Raw genomic sequence first — 21,057 nt, forward strand, 5'->3', positions numbered from 1 at the left:
CGCGGCCTCGGCGGCCCCCAGCGCCGCGTCCACCCGCTGCGCCTGCTCGCGGGCGGCGACGCGCTCGGCGAGCCGTTCGCGCTCTCGCTCCAGGGCGACGGACAGTTCGTCGCGGCGGGCGCGGGCGGCGGCCAATTGCGCGGCCAGCTCGCGGGCCTGCACCAGCTCGTCGTCGATGGCCCGGCGCCGCTGCCCCACCTCCGCGAACCGGTGCCGGGCCTCCTGCAGGCCACCCTGGGTCGACTCGTGCCGCTCCACGTCGTCGGCGACCTCCCGCACGGCCTCCCGCGCCGCCCGCTCGCCGAGCTCGGCGGCCTCGAGCCGCTCGATGGCCGCGCGCCACTCCCCCGTTGGCTGCGCGGTGCGCGCCGTGTAGTAACGCAGGTAGGCGGCCTGCGCAGCGGAGAGCAACGTCTCCCCCGCGGGCCCCGCGTCGACCGCGGTGCCACCTGCCCGATCCAGGGCCGCGGCCAGCGCAGTGCTGGCGCCCAGCCCGTCGTGCACCAGCGGCTGGGCTTGCAACAGCCGCAACGCCTTCCACAACTGCAAGTCCGTGGTCTGCGCCAGGATCGCCTTGACCCGCTCGTGCGCCTCGTCGCCGACCAGATGCGCGCGGGTCGGCGTATGCACCGTCAGTTCGGTCGCGGTCTGCCGCAGCCACTGCTTGCGGTAGGTGAAGCGATACGGGCCCGTCGACAGCTCCACCTCGACGCTCGGGCCGACATCGCGACCCACGGGTTGGGCCGCGCGGATCTGCGCGCGCCGGGAACTGTCCTTGTGGTCGAGCAGCAGGTCGAGCGCATCGAGCATCGTCGTCTTACCGACCTCGTTCGGCCCCTCGACCACGAGAATCCCGGCGTCGGGAAAGAGCAGGTCGCGCTGCGTGACGCCCTTGTAGTCGCGCAGGGAGAGCCGGTGCAGCCTCACGCCGCCGGCCCCTTGGCCAGCCGGTACAGCAGCGACAACGCCTCGCGGGCGACATCGGCCTGGCTCCGCTCCGCGTGATCGACGCGCGAACCACTACGTTCAGGCGAGCCTGCGCTGTGACGGACCGCGCCGGGCTGGGCCAGTCCGGCCAGATCGGCCAGATCGGCGATCGCCTCGTCGACGAAGCCGCCGATGCCCAGGTCGGCCAGCTCGTCGTCCCCGAGCAGCACGGCGATGTTCTGCCGGCTCAGCCACGGCAGGCAGGCGGCGAAGACCTCACCGTAGGCGTCCAGCAGTGCATCTAGGCGCGCCTTCTGCTGCAGCGACAGCGTGCCCCGCAGCCCCGTCTGCACGACCGTGCGGTCCTTGGGATCCAGCGCGCCCAACGCCTCGTCGAGTTCGCCGATGTCGTCGTCGCCCAACAGATCGCGCTCCAGCCCCACGAAGCGCCAGGTACCGACGTGGTGCGGGGTGACGATCGGGTCTCGGCCGGCTTGCAGGTCGACGACGAGCGCATCGCCGGGCAGCTCCTCACGGAACGAGGTGACCTCCGGGGAGCCCGGGTAGTGCAGGCGCTCGCTCAGGGCGAGCCGGGTGTGCTTGTCCCCCAGCGCCGCGTAGTCGATGGTCCCCGCCGTCAGCGCCTCCTCCAACCCGGAGAAAGCGATGGCCGCCGGATTCTTCTCCTGTGGGCTCAGCACGTCGAGCACACCGTGGGCGACCAGGATACGGATGCCGGACCGCTCCTCGCCCTGCGGAGCCAGAGCGGCCAGCGCCTGCCCGGCCAGGTCGCCCAGCGGGTGCTTGGAGAACCACGGCGCCGCGACGAGCTCGACGCCCGCGCCGACGGCAACAGGACCAGAGCTGTCGAGCACGTGCACGTTGGGGGGCTTGAGCCTGTCGAAAAGCCGGCTGCGATACACCGTCACCGCGTCGAGCGGGTCGTGGTTGCCGGGCAGCAGGTAAACGGGCACCGGCACGGCAGCCATGGCCTCCAGCGCGCGCCGCACCGTCTGCGTCGCCACGAGATTGGAGTCGAACACGTCGCCCGCGACCACGACGAACTCGGCGCTGGCACGCTCGGCGAGTTGCCCGATGGCGCGGATCGCGTCGATGCGGGCAGCGGTGTACCGGGCCTGCGCCTCACCCTCGAGGAAGTGCCTGGTCATGCCCAAGTGCCAGTCGCTGGTATGCACGAAGCGGACCATCGCCACCTCCCCTGCAAGCTCGCCGGCCGCCGGGTGGCGACCGAGTGTGTCGTTCGTTGTCTTCGACACTAGACGCGAGCACCGACAAGGTTGCGCCAGCGACACGTCGCCGCGCCGTCAGCGGGATGAATGCGCAGGTCAGCCGGGCCGACCGTAGCTGACGTTCTTAGACCAGATGCGGTGCAGGCCGGTGGTCTTGCCGCGGCGTGGGGCGTCGTACATCTGGCCCTTGCCGGCGTAGATGCCGACATGGTGCGCCGGGCTGCCGAAGAAGACGAGGTCACCCGGGCGCGGATCGCCGACCTTGCGCACGTGTTTCTGCTGCTGGGCGGCCGTGCGCGGCAGGGTGACACCAGCCTTGCGGAAGACGTGCTGGGTGAAGCCGGAGCAGTCGAAGCCGGCGGTCGTGGTGCCGCCCCACACGTACTTGATGCCGGACAGGTCCTTCGAGATCGAGAGCACCTGCGAGTGGCCGCCGGAATTGTCCTGTTCACGTTCCGGCTTGTCGCGTTCCGGCTTGTCGCGCTCGGTCTTGTGGCGTTCCGGCCGGTCGCGTTCCAGGCGCTTGGGCGGCGCCGTCTCGCTCTTGGGCACCGTCGGGCGCTTCGGCTCGGCCTCCGGGGTCCGCGGGACAGGCGGTTTGGTGCTCGGAGCTGCCGTCGAAGGAGTGGGTTGCGGTGTGCGGGCCACCGGCGGCTTCACGGGCGGCGGCGACGGGGCGGGATCGGCCGACGGGCTCGGCGGGATCGACGGGCGGGGTGTCGCGGGCTGCTGCGTCGAGGTTGGCCTCGGCTCCGCGGTGGTCGACGACTCGCGCGCGGGCGCCGGGGTCGCCGTGGCCGAGGGAGTCGGTGCGCGGCTGGGAACCTCGTCGATGGACCGCTCGACCCAGACCGGCTCGGCGGCGCCCGCCGGGGCAGCCCCCGGTGCGGCCTGCCCACCGGCCGCCTCTTGGGTGGAGCGTTCGTCGCGGTCAGCGAACCACCACGGCTTCTCTGACGAGTCCGCGGTGACCTCAACCCCCCTCTCGACGGGGACGGCGGCGTCGGTCGTGGTGGCGGCATCGGTCGTGGTGGCGGCGTCGGTGTCGGTGACGCCGCTGGAGTCGACCGTCTCGGTCACGGTGACGGTCACGGTCACGGTCGGGGTGGCGGGCTCGGGAGGCGTGGCGCCATCCGCGGGCCCATCGGTCGTGGCCGGAACGGGTTCGGCCGTCGACATCGGGACCGGCTCGGCGTTCGCCTCAGGTGCAAACTCAGTGGCGGCGAGATCGACAGCGGGCGGGGAGTCGGCAGCAGCGGCGGGCGCGGAGTCCGGAGCCCCGGCGAGCGTCGCCATGCTCGCGGTCGGCAGTGGCCGCGCGTGCTCGTCGGCCGCCCCGGCGGGTTCGGCCACCGCCGCGACGGCACCCCCGGTGATGAGGCCGGTCGTGGCCAGCAGCACGGGCAACGCGCGGGTGACCGGCGGGGCGCCGCCCAGACCCGGTCGCGCCAGGACGGCGCCGGCCAAGGCGGCGGCCTCGGTCGCGGTGATCAGCAGGGCACTCTGCGCGGGGTCGCGATGCCGCCCGGCCCGGATGGGGGCTTGGGGAGCACGAGAGCGGGTGCGGGAACGGGTGCGGGTCACGGGGCAGCCTCTCCGCCCGCCCGTGCCGGCCTCGACCGTCCCCGGCCAGGCGTTTCACCACGACATCCACGCCGGTGGCCGGGGCAGGCGCCGATCGTGGAGCCGCCGTCAGAGGGGCGACACCAGCGACGCTAGGAAGATCGCTCTCCCGGTGACCGGCCTCATCCACAGCCCCGAAGAGCCCCGCGCGAACAACTGCAGGACGGCCACCCGATCCACCCGAGACCTGCACCAGAATGTGACGACTTACACATCCCAGGGGTCACGCGGTCCGGATCCCCTGTGGACGCACGAGCGGCGACGGACAAAGGAGACGAAGCGCTACTCCTGGGTGACGAACAACAGGCTGGCCACCGACGACGGCACCTCGACGGCGTCCCCGGCGTCACCCTCGCCTTGCACCAACACGCCCCCGTGCACGAGTTGCTCGTAGGAGATCATCGCGCCGGGCAGCACCCCGGCGCCGGCGAGCGCCGACAGCAGCTCCTTGTCGGTCTGCAGCGGCTCCCCGACGCGGCGCAGGCGCACCCGCCCAGAGGGTGCCTCGATGTCGGTCAGGTGAACCATGCCCTCCGGGCGCTCCTGCGGGGCGGCCGAGCTGGCCGACACGCCGAGCTCCTCCAGGCCCGGGATCGGATTTCCGTACGGGCTGGTGTCATGCGTGGGCAGCAGCGTCAGGATCTTGCGCTCCACCCGGTCGCTCATCACGTGCTCCCAGCGGCAGGCCTCGGCGTGCACGTGCTCGTACTCCAGACCGATGACATCGACGAGCAGTCGCTCAGCCAAGCGGTGCTTGCGCATGACCCGGGTGGCGCGCAGTCGTCCCTGCGACGTGAAGACCAGCGAACGGTCGGGCTGCAGATGCACCAGGCCGTCCCGCTCCATCCGGGCAACGGTCTGCGACACCGTGGGACCCGAGTGCCCCAGCCGCTCGGCGATGCGCGCACGCAGCAGCGGAGTGCCCTCTTCCTCCAGCTCTAGGAGGGTGCGCAGGTACATCTCGGTGGTGTCGATGAGATCGGTCACACCGATACTCTCTCATCCGCGCCTGCATCCGCGCTCCGGCGCCATGGACAGCACGGGGCGCCGCATCGAATAACAGCGTTATCGCCAAGAAGCGCCTGCATACAGGCTTGAGGTAACCACCGAAAAGCCCGATGCAGGCCTGTGACCTGCGTCGCATCGACTCTGGGGCGCTCGGTGACAAGGGCCCCATCGGCCCGGCCGCACCCCCCACGCCCTTGCATCGCACCCGAGAATCAGTTTATATTACAATCACCCGGCGCGCCGGTCAGGTCTCCCCAACCTGAGCCCTGGCGAACGACGGAAGTAGTGAAAGTCTCAGCTTCCCCTGGCTGAGCAGCTGGCGACTATCCCCGAGTCGCCGCATAGAGATGACGGGGCCGCACCCCCCTGATGCGGCCCCGTCACTCATTTCCGGGGAATTAGGCAAACCATCGCAAGGCCCTGCAAACGCCGGGACCAGCACGGGTGCGGTCAGGGCTGCAGGCGGGTGGTCGACCACGCCGCCGCGTCATCGAGATCGGCCGGCGAGGCTGCGGCGTACCGGATGCGGTCGTGCAGGCGGTCGGGTCGGCCGGCCCAGAACTCCACCTCCTGTGGATGAATCCGGTAGCCCACCCAGTCCGGTGGAACCGGCACATCGTCGGGATTTCCCATATCCGGATACCGCTGTGCCAGGTCGCGCACTGTGTCCTCCATCACCTGCCGCGAGGCGACAGGGTGCGATTGCCGGGAGGCCCACGCCGAAATCCGCGACCCCCACGGACGACCACCCCAATACTCGTCCGTAATATCCGATTCGATCTGCTGCGCCACCCCGCGAAAGCGAATAGCCCGAAACAGTGGCGCCCACGTCAGGGTCGCCGCGATGAGATGTGTGTCACTAATCTGCGCCGCCTTCTGCGAGTGCCGACTCGTGACGAACCCCGGCCCACGCGGGTCGAGAAAGCGCAGGAGAACCGTGCGCACATCAGGAAGGCCTGTTCGGTCGACCGTCGCCACGGCCATCGCCGACGGCTCGTAGACATCGGCGCGCTCGTCCGCCGCCTCCTGCGCCTCGCGTACCCAGCGCGACACCAGCTCCCAGGGCGCCTGCGGCACGGAGTCTTCCAGGCCGGTGCCGGCGTAGTCGAATCGCTGCACATCGCTCATGGGCTCGAATCTAGACGCCACCGGCCCGTCTTCGCCGCCGTCGGCGACTCGGCCATGATGGTTGGGTGAGCGCCGCGCAGCCGTTCGATGGCCCCCCGACCTTTCTGCCCGACTCGATGCTCCCCGCCGACGGACGCTTCGGCTCCGGGCCGGCCAAGATCCGTCAAGAGCAGGTGGACGCGCTGACGGCCCTGGGCCGCTCCTGGCTGGGTACCTCCCACCGGCAAGCGCCGGTGCGTCGGGTCGTCGGCGAGTTGCGGGCCGGGCTGGCCGACTTCTTCGCCCTGCCCGACGGCTACGAGGTGGTGTTGGGCAACGGCGGCTCCAACGCTTTCTGGGATATCGCCACGAGTTGTCTCGTGCTGCGCCGTGCCCAGCACGTCGTGATCGGCGAGTTCTCCGCCAAGTTCGCGGCCGCCACGACCGCGGCCCCGTTTCTGGCCGACCCCGACGTGCGCCGCGCCGAGCCGGGCAGCGCCACCACCGCGCAGGCCGCCCAGGTCGACGCCTACGCCTGGCCGCACAACGAGACCTCCACCGGCGTGGCACTGCCCGTGCAGCGGGTGGCGGGGACCGGTCCGGAGGCACTCATGCTCGTCGACGGCACGTCCGGCGCCGGGGGTTTGGCGTTCGACGCCGAGCAAGCCGATGCCTACTACTTCGCGCCGCAGAAGTGCTTCGGCTCCGACGGGGGGCTCTGGCTCGCCCTGCTCTCCCCCGCCGCCATCGAACGCGCCGAGCGGATCGGGCGCGACGGCCGGTGGATCCCCGCGTTCCTCGACCTGGTCGCGGCCATCGAGAACTCCCGCAAGGACCAGACCCTCAACACCCCCGCCCTGGCAACCCTGGCGCTGATGAACGAGCAGGTGCGCTGGTTGAACGAGAACGGCGGGCAGGCCTGGGCCGCGCAGCGCTGCGCCAGTTCGGCCGCGATCGTCTACGACTGGGCGCAGGCGAACCCTCTGACCACGCCGTTCGTCGCCGTCCCGGCGCACCGCTCGCAGGTCGTGGCCACCATCGACTTCGACGACTCGATCGACGCCGCCGCGGTCGCCGCGACGCTGCGCGCCCACGGGATCGTGGACCTGGAGCCCTACCGCAAGCTCGGCCGCAACCAGTTGCGCTTCGGCCTTTATCCGGCGGTGCAGCCGGACGACGTGCGCGCGCTCGTGGCCTGCGTCGACGCCGTGGTCGAGCACCTGCCCTGAGCCGCTCCTACTGAAGCGCTCCGAGGACCACGACGAGCAGCATCGCCGCCAACGCCACCAGCACGATCATCCGCCGGAAGCGCGGGCTCATCCGAATCGACCTCCTGCTGCGCCGGGCGGTTGCCGGCGACGTCGATGCGACCGTAGCGCACCATCTGAGTCAGCAGCCGCAGCCGGGGCAGCCGTCGCGCGAGGAGGTCGGGGTGGCGGCGCACCAGATAGACGAGGATGCCCACGAGCAGCAGCCCGTCGGCGATCGAGCCGACGAGGATCGTCCAGCGGGCCCCCCACGTGGCGCCGATCCAGCCGATGAGCGGGGCGCCCAGCGGTGTGCCGCCCATGAAGATCGCCAGGTACAGCGCCATAACCCGGCCCCGCATGGCCGGTTCGACGGCCAGCTGTACGAGCGAATTGGCGGTGGGCAGGATCGTCATCGCGGTCAGCCCCACGGGCACGAGCAGGATCGCGAACGTCCAGTAGTTCGGGGCCAACGCCGCGGCCAGGCTCGCGACGACGAACGCGGCGAGCCCACCGAGCACGACGGCCAGTCGCGGCTGCGCCCGGCGGGCGGTCAACAGCGCCGCCCAGAGCGACCCGACCGCCATGATCGAGCCGAGCAGGCCAAACTCCCCCGGCCCCTTCTCGAACACCGTGGTAGCCATGAGGGCCGTCGTGATCTGGAAGTTCATCCCGAAGGTGCCGTGCACGAAGACGACGACGAGGATCAGGATGATGTCGGGTCGCCCGGCAACATAGGCCAGCCCCTCGCGAACCCCGCCGCGCCCGCGCCGCTGGGGCGACGGGCGCAGCGCCCGCGGATCCATGACCCACAGGCACACGATCATCGCGGCCACGCTCACGGCGTCGATGACGAACACCCAGCCGGTGCCGAGCACGGCGATGAGCAGGCCGGCCAGAGCGGGGCCGATCATCCGGGCCGTGTTGAAGTTCGCGCTGTTCAGCCCGACAGCGTTGCTCAGCAGATCGGGACCGACGACCTCCGAGACGAACGCCTGCCGGGCCGGGGCGTCGATGGCCGCGGCCACGCCGTAGAGGAAGGTCAGGAGGTAGATCACCGGGAGCGTCGCGGTGCCGGTCAGCACGAGGGCCGCCGTGGCGGCCTGCACGATGGCCAGGCCGGCTTGGGTGCAAGAGAGCACCACTCGCTTGGGGAAGCGGTCGGCGATGACCCCGGAGACCCCCACGAGCATGAGCACGGGCAGGAACTGCAGGGCAGTCACGATGCCGAGGGCGGCCGCGTCGTGGTCGGTCAGCTCGGTGAGCACCAGCCAGGCCTGGGCGGTGCGCCCCATCCAGGTGCCGACGTTGTTGACGAGCGCACCGGCGAAGAAGAGCCGGTAGTTGCGGGCGACGAACGAGCGGAAGGTCGGGCTCGGGGTGCGGGCGCTCACTGGGCCGCGACCCGCGCCAGCAGCGGCGCCGCCTGCGCGAGCAGGTGCACGTCGGCAGCGTCGAGTTCGGCCAGGCGCACGGACATCCACAGGTCGCGGCGGGCACGCACGTCGCGCAGCAGGCGTCGCCCGCGGGGCGTCAGGGTGAGCAGCACCTGCCGCCCGTCGCTCGGATGGGGCTGGCGGTCCACCAGGCCCGCCTGCGTCAGCGCCGCGACGGTCCGCGTCATGCTCGGCGCCGACACCCTCTCCACCGCAGCGAGGCCACCGGGAGTCGAGACCCCGGCATCCAGGCGGGCGAGCACGCTGAACTGATGCGGCGGCAGTTGATCGTCGGTCGACTCGAAGCGCACTCGCCGGCTGATCCGCATACACGCGAGCCGCAACTCGACCGCCAGGGCGCCCAGGTCGGGCGCCCCGCCGGCCGTGTGGGCATCCGTAGACGTGGTCTCCATCTGCTCCCCTGCTCTCGGATTCGGCCCGATCGCCTCGAGCCACGCCTGGGTCAACTCCTTGCGTCAGCTAAGTATTTCCTTGCGCCGCGATACATCGCAGAAAGGCAACGAAGCGGCGCCCGCGGTCGCGATCACGCCCGCAGCAGTTAGGCTTGGGCAGACAGTGAGAACACGGCCCGCCAGACGCCGAGCCGTTCGCCCCAGCCCCTGGCACTCTGCTGCGATTGCGAAGGGATGGCGCCATGCCTGACTCCGACGCAACGTCGCGGAGCCGCGCAACCTCCCGCAGCTCCCCCGGCCGGCCTCACCACGTCCTCGGCGACCCCCACCGCGGCGTTCGCCTTCGCCCGGCCACACCACATCGACGGCGCTGCACTGCCGGGACAGCGGGGACTGCCATGCCGGATCCACCCAGCCCATCGGACGGGCGCCGCGCAGTGCTGGCGTCGCTCGTCGAGAACGCGCGAGGGGAGCTGCGCGAGTGGGCGACGGCACAGATCGCGGTGGCGCTGACCGTCGATCACCAACTCGTGCAGTTGGCCTACGCCTCCGGCGAGGGCGCCGTGGAGCTGTTCGAGCTGCAGCGGTCCCTGGGCGAAGGCCCGGCGATCACCGCCGCCGCCAACGGCCTGCCGGTCATCGTCGACCTGATGGTGCCGGCCCGCCCCGAGTGGGTCGTGTTCACCCCCGAGGCCCAGGCGCTGGGAATCGGCACGATCTGCTGCCTCCCGCTGGTCGCCGGCGAGGCGCGGGTCGGCGCGCTGACAGCACACCGACCGCCTACCCGCCCACGCCCCCTCGAAGCACCCGCAGCGCGCCGACCTCCCGTGGTGGCGGAGCGCGACCTGCAGCGGCTGTACCGTCTGGCCGACAGGATGCTGCTGGCGGTACTGGCACCCAACGGGTCGCCGAACCCCGGCCCTGCTGACGAACAGAGTAGATTCACCCCTGTCATCCACCAGGCGGTCGGCATGATCAGCGTGCAGCTCGGCGCGGGGATAGTCGACGCGGTCGCCAGTCTGCAGGCCGAAGCGTTCGCCTCCGGTCGCGATCTCGACGCCGTCGCCCGAGACGTCGTCGCCGGCCGTCGGCGCTTCGGCCCCCCAGGCCAGCAGCGCCGCGTCGATACAACAGAGCGCGCCGACGACTTCCCAGAGAGCACAGATAGCGGCAACGACGAGTCGATGGGACCGGCCGATGGAATCTGAGCAGAGCCAGCGTTTGCTAACCAATTCGTCGAACTGGTCAACGCGATGATGGCGCCCTTCGACGTCGTCGAGCTCATGGACGAGGTGGTCCGAGGCGCTCTGGACCTGATGCCGGCGGACTCGGCCGGCATCCTGCTCAACGACATGCGCGGCGGGCTGCGAGTGCTGGCCAGCAGCACCGACGACATGCATCGGCTGGAGTTGTTGGAACTGCAACACGAGCAGGGCCCCTGCTACGAGGCCTTCCGCACCGGCGAGCCCGCCGGCTCGACCGACCTGCCGAGCCGGCTCGATGAGTGGACCGCGTTTGCGCCCGCCGCCATCGAACAGGGCGTGACCGCCGTGTACGCGGTGCCGATGTCGTTGGGCGGCAACCGTTTGGGCGCGCTCAACCTCTTCTGCACGGGCGGGCGCGTGCTCAGCCAGGTCGATCTGCAGACCGCCCAGGTGCTCTCCAGCATGGCGACCATCGCCGTGCTGAACCAGCAGTCCTACCGGGAGCAGGAGGTGCTGGCCCAGCAACTGCAGGCCGCCCTGACCTCCCGGGTGCTCATCGAGCAGGCCAAGGGCGTTGTCGCCGAGCGCGCCGGGGTCGATGTCGAGCAGGCGTTCCATGCGTTGCGTCAGATCGCGCGCGGCGAGCGTCGCCTGCTGTCCGACGTGGCCAGGGACGTCGTCGCCGGCCAGATCCTGGTGGCCATCGACCCGCAGGCGCCGCGCGCCGACCGGGGCTCCGAGGGCACCGCCAACCTGTTGTCACCCCCGTCCAGCCGCCGCCGCAAGCGGCCTTAGGCGACGCCGAGCAGGTCTCGGATCGGGTCGATCGCGAAGTAGATCACGAAGAGCACCGCGATGATCCACAGCAGCACGTGTACCTGCCGGGCCTTGCCGCGGGCGATCTTGATGACGACGTAGCTGACGAAACCCGCGCCGATACCGGCGGTGATGGAGTAGGTGAACGGCATGAGCACGATCGTCAGGAAGGCCGGGATCGCGATCTCCAGGTCTTGCCAGTCGATGCCGCTGACCTGCTGCATCATCAGGAAGCCGACGACCACCAGGGCCGGGGTCGCCGCCTCGTAGGGGATGATGTCGACCATCGGCGCCAAGAACGTGGCGAAGAGGAAGAGCGAGCCGGTGACGACCGAGGCCAGGCCGGTGCGCGCGCCCTCCCCCACGCCGGAGGCCGACTCGATGTAGGCGGTGTTGGAGCTGACGCTCGCCGCCCCACCAGCCACCGCCGCCAGCGAGTCGACGACCAGGATGCGCCGGGCGTTCGGCGGGTTGCCCTCCGCGTCGAGCAGGTCGGCCTCTGCGCCGATGGCGACCATCGTGCCCATCGTGTCGAAGAAGTCGGCGAGCATGAGCGTGAAGACCAGCAGGCAGGCCGCGATGATGCCGAGGTTGGTGAACGAGCCGAGCAAGTTGAACTGGCCCAGCAGGCCGAAGTCCGGTAGTTGCACGAACTGGTCGGGGATCCGCGGCACGTTCAGCCCCCACCCGGTGGGGTTGACGACCTCGCCGGTCGCGTCGGTCTGCCCGCCGATGCTGAAGACGGCTTCGACGGCGATGGCCAGCAGGGTGCCGCCGACGATGCCGTAAAGGATCGAGCCGGAGACCTTGCGGACCATCATGATGATGATCGCCAGCAGCACGATGACGAAGACGAGTGAGGGCCAGCCGGCGAGGAAGCCGCCGATGCCGAGCTCGACCGGGGTCGCCGGCGCCTTGCGCACGATGCCGGCGTCGAACAGGCCGATGAGCGTGATGAACAGGCCGATACCGACGCTGATCGCGGTCTTCAGCTGCGCCGGAATGGCCCTGAACACCGCTTCACGGAAGCCGGTGAGCACGAGAACGAGGATGAGCAGGCCCTCGAGGACGACCAGGCCCATGGCGTCGGCCCACGTCATATTGGGGACCGCCGCGATGCCGAAGGCGACGAAGGCGTTGAGGCCCAGGCCGGCGGCGAGCGCGAGCGGATAGTTGGCGAAGACCCCCATGAAGATCGACATGAGGCCCGCGATGAGGGCGGTGCCTGAGGCGACCATCGCCAGGTTCGGCGCGTCACCCCCACCGAGGTAGGCGCCGGTGCCGTCCTGAACGGTGCCGATGATCAGCGGGTTCAGGACGATGATGTAACCCATCGTGAAGAACGTGGCGAAACCACCACGGATCTCACGGGACAGGCTCGAGCCGCGAGCCGAGATGCGGAAGTACCCGTCGAGGCCGGAGCGGCGCACCCGTTCGGGTGGTGCAGAGGTGGACATGGCAGGCAGCCTAGAACCGCCGTGTCACGGCCGTGTTGCCAGGTCAGCTCGTAGTGATGAGTTCTACCTCATACTCGTCCAGCAAGGGGGCCGGGCGCTGCGCCGGAGAGGAGGTCGCGGCGTCGGTCTCGCTGTGCGCCCCGCAGCCGTGATCGACGGAGACGACCCGCCCGTCGCTGGCCGACCAGGCGTTGGCGCAAACTCCGAAGGTGCGCCGCAGAGCCCCGGCCAGCGGCAGGTAGTAGCCGCACGAGCCGCACGGCGCCACAGCGACATTCGTCGTCTCTGCCGTGGGGCCGCTCTCGCCGTCGTACCAGCGCTGGGCGGCCTCCTCGCGACCCTCGGCCGTCAGCACGCGGGCGCGCCCCAGGCCCAACTCGAAGACCGCCATCTGGTCGACGTCTTCCTCGCCGGTGGCCTCGAAGCCGGGCTGCAGCAGCGGGTCGGCCTCGCGGTAGGGCAGCACATCGGCCGGCCCCAGGTCGCCGGGACGCAACCGCTGGGCGTAAGGCACCCACGCCGGGGCCAACACTGCGTCGGGACCGGGCAGCAGGTGCGTCTCGCTGACCGTCACCTTGCGGCTGCGGGCCACCCGCGCGACCGTCACCGCCCAATGCCAGCCGCGGTAGGCCGGTGCGGTGCACTCGAAGAGATGCGTGAGCACCCGCTCGCCCTCGACCACGCACTGCAGATGCTCCCCGACCGCGCCGGGCTCGGCGATGCTTTGCGCCGCCTCCCGCGCCAGCGTGTGCGCCTCCGCGAGCGTCGCGTCGAGCTTCGGGCGCGGTGGGCGGCGGGTGCGCGTCGGCGTTGGTGAGGTCACGGCGGTCATGCGATCAAGCTCCGTCGAGATCGGAGGCGACGGCGCGCAGCACGGCCGCGACCTTCGCCGAAACCTTGGGGTCGGGATAGTGCCCGCGCCGCAGCTGGTTGGAGACACCGTCGAGGAGCTTGATGAGGTCCTCCACGATCAGCGTCATGTCTTCGGCCGACTTGCGATGCTTGGCGTGCTGCGCGGCGGCGACGGACTGCGGCTGCTGCAGGAGTTTGACCTGCATCGCCTGGATGCCGCGGCGCCCCTGAGCCACGCCGAACTCGACCCGGGTGCCGGCCTTGATGGTGCTGATCTCGGCGGGCAGCGCGTTGGCGTGCAGAAAGACGTCGCCGCCCTCATCGTCGGAGACGAAACCGAATCCCTTGTCGCCGTCGTACCACTTGACCCTGCCCGTCGGCACCGAAAATCCCTGCCTTGCTCGCGCGTGCTGGCCGGTCGGCAGACCGGCCTTCACCAAGGCTAACGGCTTGCGCGGATCTGCGTCGCCGCGACCGTTGCCGCAGCCCCCTCGCGCAGCATCACCGTGTCGAGACCGGCCACGACGAAGCGGGCTCCGTCGGCGAACCAGCCCGCCACGGCGCCGGGGGCGGCGGCCATGACGCCCGCAGCGACTCCCGCCCGCGCCGCGGCCGCGAACACCTCCCGGGTCGCCGCGACGACCTCCTCGTGCGCCGGCTGCCCCACGTGCCCCATCGAGGCCGACAGGTCGAAGGGGCCGACGAAGACCGCATCCAGCCCGGGGGTCGCGGCGATGTCCTCGATCGCCTCCAGGGCCTGCGCGTCCTCGCACATGACGATGCACGCGCAATCGGTGTTGGCGGCGCTCAGGTAGTCGGGTCGCGTGCCATAGCGGGCGGCGGCCACGGCGCCGTGCAACGAGCGGATGCCGCGCGGCGGGAAGCGGCAGGCCTGCACCGCCAGCAGCGCCTCCTGCGCGGTCCGCACATGCGGCACGAGCACCCCGTCGGCGCCGGCGTCCAGCGCCGCAGAGATCACCTGCGGGTCCAGTCGGGGCACCCGCACCACAACCTGCAGCCCGGCACCCCGCGCGGCGGCGATGAGCCCCGGCAGCGCCGAGGCGTCGAAGAGGCCGTGCTCGCCGTCGAGGATCACCAGGTCGAAGCCGGTGTAGCCGATGATCTGCACGACCTCCAGGCGCGGGATGCCGCAGAACGCGCCCAGCAGCGCCGTGCCCTCGTCAGCCAGCGCCGCGCGCAGGCCGGTCAGCCGCTCAGTCCCCATGTCGTGCTCCATTCCTGCCCAGGGTTCAAGGTGATCAGGCCCTCGCCCGTGGCCAGCGCGTCCGGGCCGCAGGTCATCGGCTCGAGCGCGACGCCGGTGCGACGCCGGGCCGGTTCGGGCAGGGCGTCACCGCTGAAGACCTGCACCCACGGCAGGTCGGTCGCGGGGGCCCACAGCACCGTGCGGGCTCCGCTGGGCGGGTGGCTCAGCACGGCCCGCCACCGGCCGTCCGGATCGGCGCGCAGGTCGGTGTAGGCGGTGTCGAGGCTGCGTCCCGCCAGGGCGGGTCCGGCGCGCAGGTCGGTCGCCGCATCGACGTCGCGCAGGCTCGCGGCGATGGTGTCGGCCTCCGGCAGCAGGCGTTCGGGATCGACCCCCAGGGTGCGGGCGGCCGGCAGGCTCAGTTCGAGCTCGTCAACACTGGCCTCCCCGCACGTCAGGTACGGGTGCAGGCTGTACCCGAACGGGGCCGCGGTGTCGGACTCGTTACGCACCCAGGCGGTGACCCGCAGACCGTCGTCGTCGAGGGCGTACGTCATCCGGCAGGTCAGGGTCCAGTCCCACCCCTGCTGCGGAAACAGCGTCGTCTCGCACGACACGCGCGAGCTGCCCTCCATCGCCGGCTCCCAGCGCTGCCAGCAGACCAGCCCGTGCATCGCGGTGAGCCGCTGCGGCTCGGTGAGGGCCAACTGACGATCGGTGCCCCCGAAGGAGTACCGGCCGTCGCGCACCCGGTTCGGCCAGGGCATGAGCACGGCGCCGCGGTAGGCCGGGCGCACCTGCTCGGCGGCGAAACCGCTGATGAGCGGCCGACCGTCGATGGTGTACGTGCGCAGCGTCGCCCCGATCTGAGTGACGCTGGCCTCGTGCAGACCGTCGGGCGCCTCGTGCCGGATGACCCAGCCGAGGCCGCCGGGAGGGGCGCTGAGACCGTCGAGAGCCGGATCCCTCACGACCCCTCCTCGTGCTTGGCGTCGTCGGGCGGGGTGATGTGCAGGGGCATGGGCGCGACATTACCGCCGCGGCCGCGGGCCGCGCGCTCAGGCGTGCTTGGTGGCCGCGGCGTCCTGCAGCGAGAGGATCTCGATGCCCTCGGCCCGCATCTGGACCTTGCGGATCTTGCCGGTGACCGTCATCGGGAACGAGTCGACGACATGCACGTAGCGCGGGATCTTGTAGTGGGCCAGCTTGCCGCTGCAGAACTCCCGGATGTCGTCGGCGTCCAGCCCCTCCGAGCCCGGCTTGGCGATGATCCAGGCCATCAGCTCCTCGCCGTACTTGACGTCGGGCACCCCGACGACCTGCACGTCGCTGATGCCGGGGTGGGAGTAGAGAAACTCCTCGATCTCGCGCGGGTAGATGTTCTCCCCACCGCGGATCACCATGTCTTTGATCCGACCGACGATGGCGCAGTAGCCGTCGTCGTCCATCGTCGCCAGATCACCGGTGTGCATCCAGCCGTCGGCGTCGATCGCCTCGGCGGTCTTCTCCGGGGACTCCCAGTAGCCGAGCATCACCGAGTAGCCGCGGGTGCACAGCTCCCCGGAGACGCCGCGGGGGGTCTCCTGCTCGGTCACCGGGTCGACGATCTTGACCTCCAGGTGCGGCATGACCCGCCCCACCGTCTCCGTTCGGCGGCGCAGGTCGTCGTCGCGGCGGGTCATCGTCGACACCGGAGAGGTCTCGGTCATGCCGTAGCAGATCGCCACCTCGCGCATGTGCATCTGCGAGACGACCTGCTTCATCACCTCGACCGGGCACGGCGAGCCGGCCATGATGCCGGTGCGCAGCGAGGAGACGTCGTAGTCGGCGAAGTCGGGCAGGGCCAGCTCCGCGATGAACATCGTCGGCACCCCGTACAGGCTGGTCGCCCGCTCGTCCTGCACGGCGCGCATCGTGGCGGCCGGCTCGAAACTCGGCGCCGGAATGATCATGCAGGCGCCGTGCGAGGTGGCCGCCAGGTTGCCCATGACCATGCCGAAGCAGTGGTAGAAGGGCACGGGAATGCAGATGCGGTCCTCGTGGGTGTAACCGCACAGCTCCCCGACGAAGTAGCCGTTGTTGAGGATGTTGCGGTGGCTCAGCGTCGCGCCCTTGGGGAAGCCCGTGGTGCCCGACGTGTACTGGATGTTGATGGGGTCCTGCGCGTCCAGCTCGCTTTGGCGGGCCGCCAGGTCGGCGTCGGGGACGTCGGCCCCCCGGGCCACGAGCTCGTCCCAGTCCGGCCCATCGAGGTAGACCACGTCACGCAGGCCGGAGCACTCGCCGCGCACCTCCTCCACCATTTTGCGATAGTCGCTGCTCTTGTGTCGGGTGGCGCTGACCAGCAGCCGCATGCCCGACTGGTTGACGACATAAGCCAATTCGTGCGAGCGGTACGCCGGGTTGACGTTGACCAGGATCGCCCCGACCTTGGCCGTGGCGTACTGCAGCAGGGTCCACTCCGGGCAGTTCACCGACCAGATGCCGATGCGGTCGCCCTTGGCGACGCCGTCCGCCAGCAAGCCTTTGGCCAGGGCGTCGACGTCGGCGTTGAACTGCTCGTACGTCCAGCGACGACCGCTGGGCAGATCGACCATCGCCTCGGCTTGCGGGTACGTGGCGACCGTCCGCTCCAGGTTGGCGCCGATCGTGTCGGTCAGGAGTGGCTCGTCGCTAGGGGCACTGGAGTAGCTGGGTTGGGCGGAGCTGGTCGACACGAGTCCTCCTGGCGTCGTCGGCAGGCGTTTGTTGCTCATCCTCACCCGCAGCCGGCACCCCTGTCCTGCAAAGCGGCGCACTTCACGGGGTGCTGCGGGGTGCCCGGTAGCGTGGATGGGTGTCCGTTTCCGCCCAGCAGGGCCCCCGTCGCGCGGCGTCGCCGAGTGCCGCCGAGGCGCCCGCCGCTGGGTCGGCCGGTGGGTCGGCAGCTAGGCCGGCCGATGGGTCGCCAGCTAGGCCGGCCGGTGGGTCGACGACGAGATCGGCTGCTGGGCGGGTGCGAAGCCTGGCCGACGATCTGCGGGCGCGCACCGACGACGACCTGGCCACTCTGCTGCTCCTGCGGCCCGATCTGGCTCGGCCCGCCCCGGCCGACCTCACCTCACTGGCGGCCCGCGCGGTCACCCGCGCCTCGCTGATGCGCGCCCTCGACGACCTCGACACCGGCGCGCTGCAGGTGTTGGAGGCCGTCGCGGTGCTCGCTCCCGCCGGGGGTGTCGCGGCAGTGGGACGGCTGCTGCGGCTGCCGAACCCCACCGTCGCTCCGGTGCTGGACGATCTGTGGCGGCGGGCGTTGGTGTGGCGCTCCGGGCACGCCCGGCACGTGCCCCGCCCCGTCGCCGAGGCGCTGGGTCCCTATGTCGCCGGGCTGGCACCGGCCTCCGTCACGGCCTCGTTCGCCTCCAGGACCGGCTCATTCGCGGGCTCCGACTCGGCCCCTGGCTCCGCGATCGGCGCCGCCTCCGGCGCCGACTCCGGCTCCGGCTCCGGCTCAGCGGCTGCTGTGTCGGTGCTGCCGGGTCCGCTGTCGGCTCTGAGCCCCGGCGAACGGGCGGTTCTGGACCGGCTGACGTGGGGGCCGCCGACGGGTCGCCCGCCGCGGGAGGGCGCCTCCGCGCAGGCCGTCCGCTCGCTGCTGGCCGCCGGCTGGCTCGCCGCCTTCGACGACAACCAGGTGGTGTTGCCACGCGCGCTCGCGCTGGAGTTGCGCGGCGGCCGGCTGCACCGGCGCAGCGAGCCCAACCCGCCCCCGTGGACGCCCGCAGAGCTGCCCGCGCGGCGCATCGACGGGGCGGCCGCGGGCGCGGCTGCGCACCTGCTCGACCTGCTCGACGAGCTGCTCGAGCTCTGGGGGCAGCAGCCGCCGCGCGTCCTGCGCTCGGGTGGTCTGGCGGTGCGCGACCTGCGGCGCGTGAGCGACCACCTCGATGTCGACGCGGCGCTCGCGGCGTTTCTCGTCGAGCTGGCGCGCGACGCCGGCCTCGTCGGCGACGACGGCAACGTCGAGCCCGCGTGGCGGCCCACCTTCGACGCCGACGAGTGGGCCACTCTTGACCCGGCCCACCGCTGGGCCGCGCTCGTGTCGGCGTGGCTGGCCTCGACCCGCGCCCCGCACCGGGTGGGCAGCCGCGGGGCGGACACCCCGCCGGGCGCCTCCGGGGCATCCGGGGCATCCGGGCCGGTCAACGCGCTCTCCGACGGCGCGTCGTGGCCGCGGCTACGGCTGCTGCGCCGCGAGGTGCTCGCTGAGCTGCTGACCGTGCCGCCGGGCCGCAGCGTCGACGCCGACGCCCTCGAGGCGCGGCTGTCGTGGCGACACCCGCTGCGGCCGCCCGCCTGGCATCGAGAGGTCGTCGAGGCCACCCTGCAGGGTGCCGAGTGGCTGGGGGTGACGGGTGCCGGAGCCGTGCCCGAGGCGGTGCGCGCGCTGCTAAGCGCCGAGGGCGTCGAACCCGCCGGGTCGCCCACCAGCGACGGCACCGCGGACGCCGGTGTCGTCGGCTCGACGCCAGACTCGACGCCTGGCTCATCACCGGACTCAGCGACGGGCTCACACCCGGACTCATCGACGGGCTCAGCGACGGGCTCGTCGACGGACTCAGCGACGAGCGCCGCTGCGGCGGCGATCGCGGGGGTCGCGGCGTTGCTGCCCGCGCCGGTGGAGCACGCCCTGCTGCAGGCGGACCTCACCGCGGTCGTGCCGGGTCCACCCGCCCCGAGCCTGGCCCGGCTGCTCAAGGCTGCCGCCCACCGGGAGTCCCGCGGGGGCGCTTCGGTGTTCCGGTTCGACGGCGGCACCGTGCGCCGAGCACTCGACGCGGGTTACCAGGCCGACGAGCTGCTGGCCGAGCTGGCACGCGTCAGCCCCACGGGGGTGCCGCAACCCTTGACCTACCTTGTTCGCGACGTGGCGCGCCGGCACGGCACGGCCCGGGTCGGGGCCGCGCGGTCGTATGTGCGCAGCGACGATCCGGCGGCCCTGGACATGTTGTTGGCCCGCCGGGAGGCCGGACCTGCCCAGCTGCGCCGCCTCGCACCGACGGTCGCCATCTCGGCGCTGGCTCCGGCCGCGCTCGTGGACACGCTGCGGGCCGCCGGTGGCGCCCCCGTACTGGAGGGCATCGACGGGGTCGTGGTCTCGGGCGGCCCGGAGCCGGCGCGCACCCGACGGCGGGTGCCGCCACCGGTCGTCGTCGCCCTGCCGACGCCCGCTGACGCGGATCGGCTGGTCCGGGCCATGCGGGCCGGTCAGGAGGCGCGTGACCGGCAAGATGCGGCCGCCGCGCGGACACCGACGGGCCCACCGTGCCGGCCGCCGAGCCGGCCGTGGTCCTGGCCCTGGTGCGTGAGGCGATCGCGCGGCGCAGCCCGCTGTGGATCGGGGTCGCCGATGCCGACGGCACGACGCGGCGGGTGCTGCTGCCCCCGACGCGCGTCGAGGGTGGCCGCGTGCAGGGGCTCGTGGAGGAGCGCTCGCGTGGCTCCGGCCGGGGCGCGGCGGTGGGCCGGCCGGCCGGTGAAACCGGTGGTGGCGCGACCGCTGGTGGCGCCCCGGGTGGCGGCGAGCGGGCGCTGTCGCTGCACCGCATCACTGGCGCCACACTGCCCTGAGACCACCCGCCTGGCCCGCCGCCGAGGTGGCCGCGCCGCCGGCCCGGTGGGCGACGGCAATGTGACTGCGCTAACCCGGGCAGCCCTGCGGACGCAAGGACGGATGCGCGCAACCCGGCTAGGCTGAGTTGATGCTGGCCTTGCGAGCCGTGGTGTTCGACACCACCGACCCGAGCGCGCTGGCGCAGTTCTGGTCGCAAGTGACCAGCTCGCCGATCGCGTACGACTGGGGTGAGTTCGTACTGGTCAATTGGGAGCCTCGGCTTGCCTTCCAGTACGTCTCACATCCGACCCCGGGCAAGAACCGGATCCATATCGACCTGCGCTCCAGCGACGAACGCACCGCCGAGGTCGAGATCGAGCGGATCGTCGAGCTCGGCGCCACCCGCATCGGCTCGGTCGAGATGCGCGGCGCCTCCTGGGTGGTGCTGGCCGATCCCGACGGCAACGAGTTCTGCCTGTTCCGCACCGTGCCCGAGCAGGTCGAACGGGCCCTCCTGAACTAGTCGGACCGATCGCGTCGGGGCGAGGGCCCTCGAAGGAGCACCTCGCCCTGCACGTGTCTGCAGGGCGAGCGCTGTGCCTACGGCGCCCTGGCTCTTCGCCGCTCTTGCTACTGAGTGGTGTCGGTGAGTGGGGCGCTGTTCAGCTTCTTACGTTCGGGCACCTGGGCCGGGGTGCGGGCTTCGTCCTCAACCAGGTGCGTCGGCCTGTCCATCGTGGCCGTGGCTGCTGTCGTGACCGTCGCTGTCGTCGTCGCCGCTGTCGTCGTCGCTGTGGTGGTCGGCCTGGTGGTCGTTGCCGCTGTCGTGGTTGGTGAGGTGTCGTTGCGGCGTGGTTGGTTGCCGATGGGGGTGCCGTCGGCGCGCGTCCATTCGACCCCGTTGGGGGTCACCTTT

General features: G+C 71.5%; 18 protein-coding genes and 1 pseudogene. 5 read left to right on the forward strand and 14 right to left on the reverse strand.

What is annotated here, in order from left to right:
- The 5 genes from KILIM_RS19105 to pdxH form a co-directional block, all read right to left on the reverse strand.
- Nucleotides 1-927: AAA family ATPase (locus KILIM_RS19105; protein WP_006594389.1), on the reverse strand; the 927-nt coding region annotated here is incomplete at its 3' end.
- The gene (locus tag KILIM_RS19110) at nucleotides 924-2,135 is read right to left on the reverse strand and encodes a metallophosphoesterase family protein (RefSeq protein WP_006594390.1); all 1,212 of its coding nucleotides are present in this window, start codon (nucleotides 2,133-2,135) and stop codon (nucleotides 924-926) included. The genes KILIM_RS19105 and KILIM_RS19110, both read right to left, overlap by 4 nt.
- A gap of 138 nt (nucleotides 2,136-2,273) precedes the next feature.
- The gene (locus tag KILIM_RS24720) at nucleotides 2,274-3,761 is read right to left on the reverse strand and encodes a C40 family peptidase (protein ID WP_006594391.1); all 1,488 of its coding nucleotides are present in this window, start codon (nucleotides 3,759-3,761) and stop codon (nucleotides 2,274-2,276) included.
- A gap of 321 nt (nucleotides 3,762-4,082) precedes the next feature.
- A complete protein-coding gene (locus KILIM_RS19120; RefSeq protein ID WP_006594392.1) occupies nucleotides 4,083-4,787 on the reverse strand; it encodes an iron-dependent transcriptional repressor DtxR in 705 nt (234 codons plus the stop codon).
- A 471-nt stretch (nucleotides 4,788-5,258) separates the two neighbouring features.
- Nucleotides 5,259-5,936, reverse strand: a complete 678-nt coding sequence (pdxH, locus tag KILIM_RS19125) for a pyridoxamine 5'-phosphate oxidase (RefSeq protein WP_006594393.1) — start codon at nucleotides 5,934-5,936, stop codon at nucleotides 5,259-5,261.
- Between the two features lie 116 nt (nucleotides 5,937-6,052).
- Here pdxH and serC point away from each other — a divergent pair, with 116 nt between their 5' ends.
- Nucleotides 6,053-7,144 (forward strand): phosphoserine transaminase, encoded by a 1,092-nt coding sequence (gene serC / locus KILIM_RS19130; RefSeq protein ID WP_040563882.1) that lies wholly within the window; start codon nucleotides 6,053-6,055, stop codon nucleotides 7,142-7,144.
- Here the strand turns inward: serC and KILIM_RS19135 are convergent.
- Together KILIM_RS19135 and KILIM_RS19140 are read right to left on the reverse strand one after the other, a co-directional pair.
- Entirely contained in the window at nucleotides 7,069-8,556 is a 1,488-nt protein-coding gene (locus KILIM_RS19135) for an MFS transporter (RefSeq protein ID WP_006594395.1), read from the reverse strand. The genes serC and KILIM_RS19135 overlap by 76 nt on opposite strands.
- Nucleotides 8,553-9,011: a MarR family winged helix-turn-helix transcriptional regulator gene (locus KILIM_RS19140; RefSeq protein ID WP_006594396.1), complete on the reverse strand. Its 459-nt coding sequence runs from the start codon at nucleotides 9,009-9,011 to the stop codon at nucleotides 8,553-8,555. The genes KILIM_RS19135 and KILIM_RS19140 overlap by 4 nt, the downstream gene beginning before the upstream one ends.
- 398 nt (nucleotides 9,012-9,409) lie before the next feature.
- On the opposite strand from KILIM_RS19140, the gene KILIM_RS19145 reads away from it, so the two are divergent.
- The gene (locus KILIM_RS19145) at nucleotides 9,410-10,219 is read left to right on the forward strand and encodes a GAF and ANTAR domain-containing protein (protein WP_157551834.1); all 810 of its coding nucleotides are present in this window, start codon (nucleotides 9,410-9,412) and stop codon (nucleotides 10,217-10,219) included.
- Between the two features lie 45 nt (nucleotides 10,220-10,264).
- Nucleotides 10,265-11,011: a GAF and ANTAR domain-containing protein gene (locus tag KILIM_RS19150; RefSeq protein WP_051988895.1), complete on the forward strand. Its 747-nt coding sequence runs from the start codon at nucleotides 10,265-10,267 to the stop codon at nucleotides 11,009-11,011.
- Here KILIM_RS19150 and KILIM_RS19155 read toward each other — a convergent pair.
- The 6 genes from KILIM_RS19155 to KILIM_RS19180 form a co-directional block, all read right to left on the reverse strand.
- Entirely contained in the window at nucleotides 11,008-12,489 is a 1,482-nt protein-coding gene (locus KILIM_RS19155) for an NCS2 family permease (RefSeq protein ID WP_006594399.1), read from the reverse strand. The genes KILIM_RS19150 and KILIM_RS19155 overlap by 4 nt on opposite strands.
- 43 nt (nucleotides 12,490-12,532) lie before the next feature.
- A complete protein-coding gene (locus KILIM_RS19160) occupies nucleotides 12,533-13,321 on the reverse strand; it encodes a DUF3027 domain-containing protein (RefSeq protein WP_006594400.1) in 789 nt (262 codons plus the stop codon).
- A 4-nt stretch (nucleotides 13,322-13,325) separates the two neighbouring features.
- Entirely contained in the window at nucleotides 13,326-13,724 is a 399-nt protein-coding gene (locus KILIM_RS19165) for a cold-shock protein (RefSeq protein ID WP_006594401.1), read from the reverse strand.
- A 59-nt stretch (nucleotides 13,725-13,783) separates the two neighbouring features.
- Complete coding sequence (locus KILIM_RS19170; protein ID WP_006594402.1) at nucleotides 13,784-14,566, reverse strand: HpcH/HpaI aldolase family protein; 783 nt, start codon at nucleotides 14,564-14,566, stop codon at nucleotides 13,784-13,786.
- A complete protein-coding gene (locus tag KILIM_RS19175) occupies nucleotides 14,548-15,519 on the reverse strand; it encodes an aldose 1-epimerase family protein (RefSeq protein WP_006594403.1) in 972 nt (323 codons plus the stop codon). Before KILIM_RS19175 ends, KILIM_RS19170 begins: the two co-directional genes overlap by 19 nt.
- Nucleotides 15,520-15,606: 87 nt before the next feature.
- Entirely contained in the window at nucleotides 15,607-17,265 is a 1,659-nt protein-coding gene (locus tag KILIM_RS19180; protein WP_006594404.1) for an AMP-binding protein, read from the reverse strand.
- Between the two features lie 278 nt (nucleotides 17,266-17,543).
- On the opposite strand from KILIM_RS19180, the gene KILIM_RS19185 reads away from it, so the two are divergent.
- Both KILIM_RS19185 and KILIM_RS19190 read left to right on the forward strand, forming a co-directional pair.
- Nucleotides 17,544-20,285 (forward strand): helicase-associated domain-containing protein, encoded by a 2,742-nt coding sequence (locus KILIM_RS19185; protein WP_006594405.1) that lies wholly within the window; start codon nucleotides 17,544-17,546, stop codon nucleotides 20,283-20,285.
- A gap of 4 nt (nucleotides 20,286-20,289) precedes the next feature.
- A complete protein-coding gene (locus tag KILIM_RS19190) occupies nucleotides 20,290-20,664 on the forward strand; it encodes a VOC family protein (RefSeq protein ID WP_006594406.1) in 375 nt (124 codons plus the stop codon).
- 107 nt (nucleotides 20,665-20,771) lie between these two features.
- Here the strand turns inward: KILIM_RS19190 and KILIM_RS25200 are convergent.
- Nucleotides 20,772-21,057, reverse strand: a pseudogene (locus tag KILIM_RS25200) (HNH endonuclease signature motif containing protein); the annotation flags it as partial.

This window comes from Kineosphaera limosa NBRC 100340 (genome assembly GCF_000298215.1).
Classification (GTDB): domain Bacteria; phylum Actinomycetota; class Actinomycetes; order Actinomycetales; family Dermatophilaceae; genus Kineosphaera; species Kineosphaera limosa.